General features: G+C 30.9%; 16 protein-coding genes and 2 pseudogenes. 7 read left to right on the top strand and 11 right to left on the bottom strand.

Features of this window, described 5'->3' with window-relative positions; all coding sequences use genetic code 11:
* Positions 1 to 106: pseudogene (locus I2F17_RS11945) on the bottom strand (IS982 family transposase); the annotation flags it as partial.
* Positions 107 to 233: 127 nt separating this feature from the next.
* Between I2F17_RS11945 and I2F17_RS11940 the strand changes: the two are divergent.
* From I2F17_RS11940 to I2F17_RS11930, 3 genes are read left to right on the top strand one after another with little or no spacing between them, the layout of a single operon-like run.
* Entirely contained in the window at positions 234 to 914 is a 681-nt protein-coding gene (locus I2F17_RS11940; RefSeq protein ID WP_211140097.1) for a dual OB domain-containing protein, read from the top strand.
* 14 nt (positions 915 to 928) lie between these two features.
* Positions 929 to 1,369 (top strand): DUF488 domain-containing protein, encoded by a 441-nt coding sequence (locus tag I2F17_RS11935; RefSeq protein WP_211140096.1) that lies wholly within the window; start codon positions 929 to 931, stop codon positions 1,367 to 1,369.
* Between the two features lie 2 nt (positions 1,370 to 1,371).
* Positions 1,372 to 1,977, top strand: a complete 606-nt coding sequence (locus I2F17_RS11930) for a DUF4326 domain-containing protein (protein ID WP_211140095.1) — start codon at positions 1,372 to 1,374, stop codon at positions 1,975 to 1,977.
* A 101-nt stretch (positions 1,978 to 2,078) separates the two neighbouring features.
* On the opposite strand, the gene I2F17_RS11925 is transcribed toward I2F17_RS11930, so the two are convergent.
* From I2F17_RS11925 to I2F17_RS11895, 7 genes are all read right to left on the bottom strand, one after another.
* Complete coding sequence (locus I2F17_RS11925; RefSeq protein ID WP_211140094.1) at positions 2,079 to 2,429, bottom strand: hypothetical protein; 351 nt, start codon at positions 2,427 to 2,429, stop codon at positions 2,079 to 2,081.
* Between the two features lie 70 nt (positions 2,430 to 2,499).
* Entirely contained in the window at positions 2,500 to 2,919 is a 420-nt protein-coding gene (locus I2F17_RS11920; protein WP_211140093.1) for a hypothetical protein, read from the bottom strand.
* A gap of 102 nt (positions 2,920 to 3,021) precedes the next feature.
* Positions 3,022 to 3,417, bottom strand: coding sequence for a type II toxin-antitoxin system tRNA(fMet)-specific endonuclease VapC (gene vapC, locus I2F17_RS11915; protein ID WP_211140092.1), 396 nt, complete (start codon positions 3,415 to 3,417; stop codon positions 3,022 to 3,024).
* The gene (locus tag I2F17_RS11910; RefSeq protein WP_211140091.1) at positions 3,414 to 3,644 is read right to left on the bottom strand and encodes an antitoxin; all 231 of its coding nucleotides are present in this window, start codon (positions 3,642 to 3,644) and stop codon (positions 3,414 to 3,416) included. Before I2F17_RS11910 ends, vapC begins: the two co-directional genes overlap by 4 nt.
* Positions 3,645 to 3,706: 62 nt before the next feature.
* Complete coding sequence (locus I2F17_RS11905; protein ID WP_211140090.1) at positions 3,707 to 4,168, bottom strand: plasmid replication DNA-binding protein; 462 nt, start codon at positions 4,166 to 4,168, stop codon at positions 3,707 to 3,709.
* A 65-nt stretch (positions 4,169 to 4,233) separates the two neighbouring features.
* On the bottom strand, positions 4,234 to 5,154 hold the full coding sequence (gene repM / locus I2F17_RS11900) for a replication initiation protein RepM (RefSeq protein WP_211140089.1): 921 nt from the start codon (positions 5,152 to 5,154) through the stop codon (positions 4,234 to 4,236).
* Between the two features lie 401 nt (positions 5,155 to 5,555).
* Complete coding sequence (locus tag I2F17_RS11895; RefSeq protein WP_211140088.1) at positions 5,556 to 6,329, bottom strand: hypothetical protein; 774 nt, start codon at positions 6,327 to 6,329, stop codon at positions 5,556 to 5,558.
* Positions 6,330 to 6,653: 324 nt separating this feature from the next.
* Here I2F17_RS11895 and I2F17_RS11890 point away from each other — a divergent pair, with 324 nt between their 5' ends.
* A complete protein-coding gene (locus tag I2F17_RS11890) occupies positions 6,654 to 7,607 on the top strand; it encodes a MobA/MobL family protein (RefSeq protein WP_211140087.1) in 954 nt (317 codons plus the stop codon).
* A gap of 5 nt (positions 7,608 to 7,612) precedes the next feature.
* On the opposite strand, the gene I2F17_RS11885 is transcribed toward I2F17_RS11890, so the two are convergent.
* Both I2F17_RS11885 and I2F17_RS11880 read right to left on the bottom strand, forming a co-directional pair.
* Positions 7,613 to 7,903, bottom strand: coding sequence for an addiction module antidote protein (locus I2F17_RS11885; RefSeq protein ID WP_211140086.1), 291 nt, complete (start codon positions 7,901 to 7,903; stop codon positions 7,613 to 7,615).
* A gap of 2 nt (positions 7,904 to 7,905) precedes the next feature.
* Positions 7,906 to 8,202: a type II toxin-antitoxin system RelE/ParE family toxin gene (locus I2F17_RS11880; RefSeq protein WP_211140085.1), complete on the bottom strand. Its 297-nt coding sequence runs from the start codon at positions 8,200 to 8,202 to the stop codon at positions 7,906 to 7,908.
* A 440-nt stretch (positions 8,203 to 8,642) separates the two neighbouring features.
* Here I2F17_RS11880 and I2F17_RS11875 point away from each other — a divergent pair, with 440 nt between their 5' ends.
* The 3 genes from I2F17_RS11875 to I2F17_RS11865 are packed head-to-tail and all read left to right on the top strand — an operon-like array spanning position 8,643 to position 9,699.
* On the top strand, positions 8,643 to 8,897 hold the full coding sequence (locus I2F17_RS11875; RefSeq protein WP_211140084.1) for a hypothetical protein: 255 nt from the start codon (positions 8,643 to 8,645) through the stop codon (positions 8,895 to 8,897).
* A gap of 12 nt (positions 8,898 to 8,909) precedes the next feature.
* Positions 8,910 to 9,356 carry a hypothetical protein gene (locus I2F17_RS11870; RefSeq protein ID WP_211140083.1) on the top strand — a complete coding sequence of 149 codons (447 nt, stop codon included), beginning with the start codon at positions 8,910 to 8,912 and terminating at the stop codon, positions 9,354 to 9,356.
* A complete protein-coding gene (locus I2F17_RS11865; protein WP_211140082.1) occupies positions 9,349 to 9,699 on the top strand; it encodes a hypothetical protein in 351 nt (116 codons plus the stop codon). The genes I2F17_RS11870 and I2F17_RS11865 overlap by 8 nt, the downstream gene beginning before the upstream one ends.
* Here the strand turns inward: I2F17_RS11865 and I2F17_RS11860 are convergent.
* Positions 9,680 to 9,862 (bottom strand): annotated as a pseudogene (locus I2F17_RS11860) (IS982 family transposase); the annotation flags it as partial. The gene I2F17_RS11865 and the pseudogene I2F17_RS11860 overlap by 20 nt on opposite strands.

Raw genomic sequence — 9,862 nt, 5'->3', positions numbered from 1 at the left:
GTATTCGTTTGAAGTATTGATTCTGTTTTAGAAATTTCAAATAAGTGGATTCAAATTTTATAAAAAAATCATCAATGGTACAGAATAAAGCAGTAATATCAGTCATGAGGATTAGAGTGGTAAGTCGTGTCTAGTAACTCAACTTATGGCTCTAATCCTTGGCTTTTTCAAATAAATCCTTAAACAGGATTCGGGTTAACACTAGAATTTCCAATTAAATAAGGACAAAGTATATGGTAGTTACCAAGCGATTTTTTACTCCTAGAAATAATGGAGAGCAAACAATAATAATATTTGCTAACTCCATTAAAAATAGTGGTTCTTGTGTAGCAGGTAAATGTATAAAAACAGGTAAATGGATACGGCTTGTAAATTGTGAGAAAGGATCAGCACTTCCAAATTATAAAACAAGGGTTTTTAATATTAAAAAACGTGAAAAATGGCCACTTAAAATTTTACAAAAAGTAGGTTTTTATGTGTCTAAACACGTTCCATTAGAGAATCATCAACCTGAAAACTATACTATCCTTGATAGGGGGTTGTTTGATAATTATAGAATTTTTCCACAAGATCTGAATTATTACTTAGATAACCCTACAGATCTATGGGGCTATGGAGACTCTATAAATTATACCGATATAAAAGAAAAAAATATTATAATAAATCAGTCGTTATACTTAATAAATGTTGAAGATTTGGTACTTTATTATAAAGAATACAATGGTAAGCTGCGTAGAAGAGCTGCTTTTATGTATAATGGGCTGAATTATGATTTTTCAGTTACAGATAGAGAGTTTGATAAGATACTTAATAATAACAAAGAAATTCAGTTAACAAGAGGTATCTTATGTATTAGTCTTGGTGAACCTTTCAATAATCATTCTTATAAGTTGGTAGCATCTATTATTTTATAATGGTACGTAAAAATATGACTATATATACTATTGGATTTACTAAAAAAACTGCTAATAATTTTTTTAACGTGCTCAAATCTAATCAAGTCAAAAAAATTATTGATGTTAGGCTGAATAATGCTTCTCAACTTTCAGGATTTGCAAAAAAAAATGACTTAATTTTTTTCTTACGTGAAATATGTAATTGTGACTATGAACATATACCAGATTTAGCACCTACAGAAGAAATTTTAAAACCTTATAAAAAAGGCGAAATTATATGGTCTCAATATGAAGAAAAATTTATGACGTTAATGGCTCAAAGAAATATTGAAAAGTACATTGATCTTTTACAATTTGAAGATAGCTGCTTACTATGCAGTGAGCATTTTCCACATCAATGTCATCGTAGTTTAGTTATTGAGTATTTAAAAAAATACAATAGTAGACAACATATTATTGTGGATCTCTATTAAAAATGAATCAGCTTTTAGTTCTTTTACCCCAAGAGTTTAATTGTTATCCAAAATTAGAAAGGAAGCTAGATCGAATTAGTAGTAGTCTTATAAGTTTTGAAATAATTACTAACAATTCAAATCAACTACTAAAAAGATATAAAGAAAAAAATCAAAACTGTCTTGGTATTTCTTGTTTAGAAAATTGGAAAAAAGAAAAATTTACACATGCTCTAATTTTTAAAGATAATGAAACTTTTAATGATGAAGAGAAATTTATTAGACTATTAAATATTCCTTTAAGAATCATCTATATAAAAATTACTAGAGTTATTAATATAGATGTCGATACAAAGTATAAAACTATTAGAAAAAGTGATTTATATGAATATATAGGTCGAGGATCTACTTGGGGTAATCCATATTCTATGACCACTCATGATGATCAAGATAGAGAAAATGTTATAAACTCTTTTAAGTATGATTTTGATAGAGATCTTTTATTAAAAGCAAAAAAAGAAGATGTATATAAGTTAGCAGGAAAAAGATTAGGATGTTTTTGTAAACCATTTTGCTGTCATGGTGACGTTCTTGCTAATTTCCTAAATAGTTGGGATGATGGAAAATAAAAGTTATTTGTTATTTTTCTTAAAATTAACATAATACTGATTATGGGAAGTTATTTAACTTCCCATTTTTTCTAACTAAAAGGTGTCTACAAAATCAGTAACTATTCATCAGCTTTTAGAAAATTGTCCTCTGTTTCTGCAAAGACTAATACTCCACTTTGATTTATACTTATGACATAAATATTATTATAAACTTTTTTAGGAAGAGTGATTAACTGATCTTGTTTTTTGTTAATTTCTGAAGTTGGTATTTCTTTTCCTACGTTGAGTATGAATGCAATTAAACTTGCGTCATTAGGAAACAATATTAATGTTTCACTGACTTCAATAGCAATATTTAGCTGTTTTGGAATATATTTCTCTATATATTTTTCTATTTCAAATTTCTCACCCTCATACATAATAAGAGTTCTTTCATCCAAAGATACTAATTTAGTAAATTTAAAAGACATAACTACATTTTCCTTTTTTTAGTAAGATTTTGATTTAATTTAACTAATTTAAAGATGGCTATTTGAAAATTCATTTAAAATACATAACTATATATTTATATGTAATTGGATGAAATTTCATAGTGCAAATATCCTCATTCCATAACCATGTTATTAATAAAAATTCAGGATCGTTTGTTATATTTCTTGACCTAGTTGTTAATCCAGACCAAACGCCTTTTATTTCTTTTTCATTTGTACCTAATACATTTAAAAGATTATCAAAAAGAATATTATTTTTATGAAAACTTGCTATTGCCTTTAAAACATTACGGCTTTTTTCAGATAATCCACTGATAATTTCATAAACTTGTTTTTTGGTTAACTCACCTTGATCATCATACTCACCCTCTGAAAAGGTAGCTTTATTTTTAAATAAAGAAATTATTTCATTTTGAGTAGCTATAGAAAGCTTATAAAAATCACTTTTTTCAATACAAATATTTGACATAGTAATATTAAAACAACCAAAGATAGAGTTAACTTAACTTAGATAGACTCTATATTGGTTTAAATTTTGTGTCAACAATTTTTTATTATGAAGGTAACCTTGCTACACCCAGTTTTCTAATTTAAGTCCTTTAATACGTTCAAATTCTTTTAAATTATTAGTGACCAAGACCATATCTAAAGCGAGAGCATGAGCTGCAATTAGCATATCCAAACTACCTATCGTTTTACCTGTTGACTGTAAGTCCTGACGTAGTTTTGCATAGTGCCAGATCGTCTGGTCATCGTAAGGCAATACTTCTAAAGGTGTAAGAAACTTATTAAGTGCCTGTTTATTACGTTCAGATCCCGACTTTTCTACACCAAATGCCAACTCTGAAGCAGTAATACTTGATATGGCAAGTTGCCCAAGTTCAAATTGCTTAAATTTCTCAAAAACGTGTAGGGGTTTATTATTAATGATATAAATACAGATATTAGTGTCGAGCATATACATCAAAAAAATTCCTCACGAATCTGCTCAGTTTGTTCCGCACGTTCGATCTGAAATCCCACCTCAAACTCACTAACGGCTTCCAACATCATTTCCCAAGGATTTTCTTTCGGTAAAAGTAACACGCCATTACCAAAACGCTTAATCACAACCTCACTTTCATTAAAGCGAAATGCCTTTGGTAGCCTTACTGCTTGACTACGTCCTGTTTGGAATACTTTTGCAAACTCCATAATCACCACCAATTGATATATATCTTTGATATATATCATAACACATTTTCTAATTTTTTTACTTATCCATTTGGCATAAATAAACGACTCCAAAATCTTTTTTTTTGTTTTAGATCAGCCTTATTTTCGACTCCAAAATCTTCTTCAGACTGGGGCGTTATACTCTCTTTACGCTTTGGCTCACTTAATAAGAACTGTATCGCTTGAATTTGTTCATCTTTAGCCTGAAGTTGTTCACGCTGAAAAACTTCTCGCTCTTGAGCTAGATCCAACTGCTTTTTAAGGATGTCTATCTGCTGTTTTAAGATGTCTACTTCTGTCTCTTTTTGTGGCCCATTAGCATGTAACAGGGCTACATCATCCTTTGGGAGAATAGTAGGTTCACCGAAGACTCTAATGGCTTCAGATAGATCAATTTTACCATCACTATTTTTAGATAAGTCCCCTTTTTTTATACGTTTATATATAGTTTGTCTATTTAACTTATAAAGCTCAGATAACTCAATAACAGATAGCGATTTCACCATGTAGCCCTATGTAAACTTATGTCTACTAGGTTACATCATGGTAGACATTTTAGGCTACATGATTATTTTGCAGAAAATCCCAAAGTTTTTAGATAAGGTATGAACTGAATTTGTTTAGATTGATCTTGAAGCATATCTTTAATACGACTTGCTAATGCTTCATAGCTCTCATTACCTACAGCTAAATAAGCTAAGTCTGGTAGCTGAGCAAGTTGATTACCGAACATATTAATTTGAGCATCAGTCATGTGATGGAATGCTGTTTGATTAGTTACTTTAGATGGTTTAGATTTTACTTTAGACTTAATACTAAATTGAATATCAGTAATAATTCTACCTTTTTTAAACTGTTCATAATCAATCGTGATATCAGTATGTTTATTAATTTCATTTACTGCTTTATCTAATACATTAGATTTGAAATTAGACATTGTTGAATACTCGTCATATTCTAATCCCAGCTTAGATCTCAAAGAAGCTATACTATATTTTTCTGTTTTTTCAACAGTAAGCCATTTTATCACTAGCTCATACAGACGTATGCTATATTTACTTTTAAAATCAGAAACTTGCTTTATATGATATTTTGTGAATTGCTCACTAAGTCGGCTAATTAAACTAATAACTTCTTGACTAAAATATAGAATTACAAGTCCATTAGAATCAACATAAGTAACCCGATTTACCCAGTTAGCTGTGGTTAATGCTTCATAACCTTTATATCTATCTAAATAACTGAATTCTCTTCTTTTTAAAGTTTTTGCTGCTTCTCTAATATGACTATATACATTATTACTTTCAATACTATATTCCTTAATATAGTCATTTACAGCTACTTCTATGCCTACATCGGGAGTAAGATTTAAAGACTCTCTCGCCCCTACTATAGCTAATAGCATAATACGCTGTTCAACAAGCGATAGATTGAAAGATGCATCAATCAAAGCATTGTCTTTAACCACAATTTTACTGTTATTCATCATACTAATAAATTTTTTTAAGTCTAAAGATAGGTTATAAATAAACTATTTTAAATAGTCAACATACAAACTATCTTTATGACCCCATAAACCTATCTTTATGACCCCATAAACCTATCTTTATGACCCCATAAACCTATCTTTATGACCCCATAAACCTATCTTTATAAGAAAAATAAATTAATAAAATCAATATTATATATAGTACTAAAAGCTTTAAAAACATTAAAATATATAAAAAAAGGCGCTTCGCTATTTTTTTGTTTAAAAAACTAGCGTTTTTATGATCTATCACGATAGCCATTTTCGACGGAACTTTGAAATACCGTAAAAGCAAAAGCAGTCATCAGGAACAAAAATCCAAGACCGTTTTGACATAAACCTTCTGCGCACTGCTCGAAGGTTTACTTTGCCATTTTCTGGAGTAACAACTGATAATTCTTATTTAAAAGCACCAAATGAATTTTTTCATCTGACAAGGTATAAGTTGGTAAATCATTTAAAGCCTGTAAAAATAACACTCTTGCTTGTTCAGTATGTTTAGTGAGTTCAAGAGATTGTTTATAGATTTCAGTTCTTTTAATTCGGTGAGTAAATAGAATTTCATTCTTCAGCATATTTTTGAGTACTTCAGCTGATTTTGATTCAATATCAACATTCAATTCCTTAAAAAGAGCAAGTACAGCTCCGCCTACCTCATATTTACGCCTATTTTCTTCATTACGACGTTTTTGAGCCTCTGTAGGGCTTTTACTCGTTTTCGCTAATATATCCCGTCTACGCTCATTTTGGAGCCGTATACGGTCATTTAACAACGCCTGATGCAACTTTTGATACGATTCCAATGCCCGATGTAAACGAAAATACACCTCTTGATCCTGATATTGAGCAGATAATTCAAAAATTTCAGCTTCATTGGCATCCAATTTCTGCGTATTTTTAGCTTTGACCTGAATTTCATGAAGAAGAGTCAATCGCTGTTGATGAAGACTTTTTTCCCGGTCAGCTAACTTTAAAACTTTCATTTCAGCTTCATCAAAATCTTGCTCAACTCTTTGTAAGAGATCCAAAGCACGTATTTGATTCTTTTTTCTGAAGGGCAAATTTTGAAGAAATAAACACAACTCATCTAAATCAGCAGATGAAAGCACTTTAGCTGGACGACCACGTTGAGGCATAATTTTCTCGAACATTGAAAGAGTAGAAAATGGATATACCTCAATCATCATATACCATCGTGGGAATATTAAAATAAAATGTGAGAACATTATATTTTAATATTTAGCTCGTTTCCGTGTTTCTAAATATCCTAAAATAACAAAGTTATTTTAGGATATTTAGAAACACTTCACCTTCGCTCTACGAGGTTTTTAAATCATTGATTATAAATATAAAAAAATATAGAAGAATTTTTGTGATCTTTTATCCAAAGATGAGCACTGTATTTTTTTAAATCGATCTATCATACTCAATCTTGTGAAGCGAACGGCTGAGTTAAAACGATGTTTTATTGCAATCTTGAACACATCATAAAAAAACCGACTACAAGTACCAGTTCAAGTCAAAATAAGAGTACAGCTAAAGGACGCTTTCATTACATTACTCGTACTGCAGAATTTGCACGTTATAAAGAAAACAGTAATGAGCAAGTTGAGTTTGTAAAATCTGGCAATATGCCCACTTTTGCTAAAGGAAAACCCGCTGAATTTTGGCAAGCAGCAGATTTATATGAGCGCAAGAATGGCCGCGTTAGCTCGAGTTTAGTGATTGCGTTGCCTAAAGAGCTAACTACAGCACAGAGAGTCACACTGGCAGAACAATTCATTGCTGAATTTGCAGATCGTTACCAATTTCCCTATACCTGTTCCATTCACAGCCATGCCGGGGGTTTGGGTGGTGAAGAACAGCCCCATTTACACCTCATGTATAGCGAACGCCATGTTGATGGTATTGATCGTACGCTTGAGCAGTTTTTTAAACGTTATAATCCCAAACAACCTGAAAAAGGGGGTGCTCAGAAACTGACTGCAGATGTATTAGGCTTAGGAAAGGGGCAGTTTCAGCTCTATCGAGAAACCACTGAGCAATTGATTAACCAAAGCTTAGCATTACATGCCCCAACCAAGAAGGTTGAGATCCAAGGCTTTAGCATTGAAGTTCCAAGCTTTGTGAGTTGCTTATCTAATGAAGACTACAACAAGAAATATGGCACTGAATTAAAAGACGTACCCATCATGAATAAAGCCATTCGTTACGCTAAAGAAAGTGATCCTGAGCGATATCAACAAAAATTAGAGATGACTGCAGAAATTAACCGTATCCGTGCAGAAAACCGTGAAATGTTATATCAACCATATTATGAAGCTGAACTTGATAAACAAAGGACATTAGAAATAGAACAACAGAATAAGTATCGACAAGAGAAAACTAGGGACAATAATGGCCCTAGTTTTTAATTATTTTATGGTGCTTGAATAGTCAGTTTTAAGCCAATGGCATTTACGACACGATTAATTGTATCAAAGCGAGGTGCTGAGTTTTGGCGTAATGCTTTATACAATGCTTCACGTCCAATACCCGCTTCATTGGCGATTTGAGTCATTCCTCTTGCTTTTGCAATAACACCCAATGCATGTGCTAATTCAGCAGGATCATTGTCTTCAAGCACCATATTGAGGTACATCACAATATCTTCTTCAGTTTTGAGGGATTCAGCCATATCAAAACTTGGTAAATCAGCAACTTTAACCATTTTTAATTCTCCAATGTTTGTGAGAGTTTGACGGCTCGATCAATATCTTGTTGTTGTGTCGATTTATCACCACCGCCTAGCATTACAATGACGACATCATTGTGTTTGATGTAGTACATCCGCCAACCAGGACCAAAAAATTCTCTCATTTCCCAAACACCATCTTGTAAATGTTTGATATCACCAAAATTTCCACGTTGAAATTTATCTAAGCGACGATTTAAACGGATTCTGGTCATATTGTCTTTAATACCATCTAACCAATCATCAAACTCAGGTAGACGTTTAATTTCAATCATGAGCATTCCTTTTTATCTTACCCTTATTGTATTCGATCGAATACATAATGCAATCAAATTATTTGCAGAAAATGTGGGTAATTTCTGAAAAATTGAGATTTGAAAAACCAAGATAAAATTATAAATCGTGCATTTTTTAATCTAAATCATAGGCAATAAGTGACAATTTTGCTCATAAAAAAGCCGACATGTTTCCATATCGGCTTTTGTTTTAGTTTTTGCGTTATGTAAAATGTTTAAGTAACTGAAATAAAATGGAATATTGAATACGACTTCGCATAATTATCCATTATGTTAAGTATTATTAATCATATTTTGACTTTTTATTTAATCATATTTTGACTTTTTATTTAATCATATTTTGACTTTTTATTTAATCATATTTTGACTTTTTATTATTTACATATTATTCTTGACTTATCTCAGAGAGGAAAGAAAGTATGAAGTTTACTCACCATGCTATTAAAAGAATGAAAGAGCGTAAAATTAATGAAGATATTGTAAATATTGCCAATAATTTTGGTAAACCAGATGTAAAAGGTGAGAAAGTAATCTTAGGTATTAAAGATATAAACAAAATTATTGGTATTTTGGAGGCTCTGAAAAAACGTGGAGGAGTAACAATTATTGATGTTCGTGGAACATTGATAACCACTTATTTTAATGACTCTTTTAACCGTAAACTTGCAAATTAAGGTACTAATAAAATGTATTCTTTAGAAATAAATAGAGAGTTTTTTCAACAATCCTCTAAAAAGACTATCGAATTGAATAAACCGAATATTAATAAATATAATATTCGTGTAGATAAGAATGACTTAATAGTTCTAGACCTATTAGCTAAGCAATATGGGACATCAAGAGCTCAATTGTTAAATCAATTTGTAGAAAAAATCTTGCTGAATAGCTTACTTTCTTTAGATACACGATCTGCTTATTTAGTTGCAGAAACTGCTGATAATTTAGCAGGATCCACGTTAGCAAGCAGATGGCTATTTGATTTGGGAAATCATAAATATAATGTAGTTTATCAACTGAAAGAACATTGCTTATGGGAAGATTCTTGTACTGAAGAACCTACAAATAAAAAACAAATTTATGAAAAACTATCTAATGCAATTAAAAATGGAAAGTTGGAGAAATTTAATGACTAAATTGCAAGATAGATTGAAAGATAAGTTAAATGAAAATAATAATATAACTTATGAAACTATATCACTTAGAGTTTCAAATAAAGTTGCATCAATGTTAAATATTATGTCTATTATTATGCAAACTCCTACAACATTATTGTTAACTGACGACATTACTGAAGAGTTAATCGAAGAACTCCTTTCTGACTCAAGAAATATTGAATTAATTCAAAGCTTATATCTTCAAAATAATTCAATTATATCTAGTGGCTGTTTACATCGTTTAATCGAAGAACAAATAATTCAGGTTAAAGAAGAAGAACTAACACTAACCCGAATCCTGTTTAAGCCGAAGCACCGATGATTCGAATGTTCGGCTTATTCTTATGACAAACCTGATACGCACATAAAGATGCATAAATTCCTGCTAAATAGCCTTGAACACTTCTCGCCTTACTTGTCACTAAGTTGTATTTAGCTTTCAACAAACCAAACAATGTTTCAATCTTATTTCGTTGCTTCAAATA

The organism is Acinetobacter baretiae, from assembly GCF_015627105.1.
Classification (GTDB): Bacteria; Pseudomonadota; Gammaproteobacteria; order Pseudomonadales; family Moraxellaceae; genus Acinetobacter; species Acinetobacter baretiae.
This window is presented reverse-complemented; position numbering and strand designations above follow the sequence as displayed.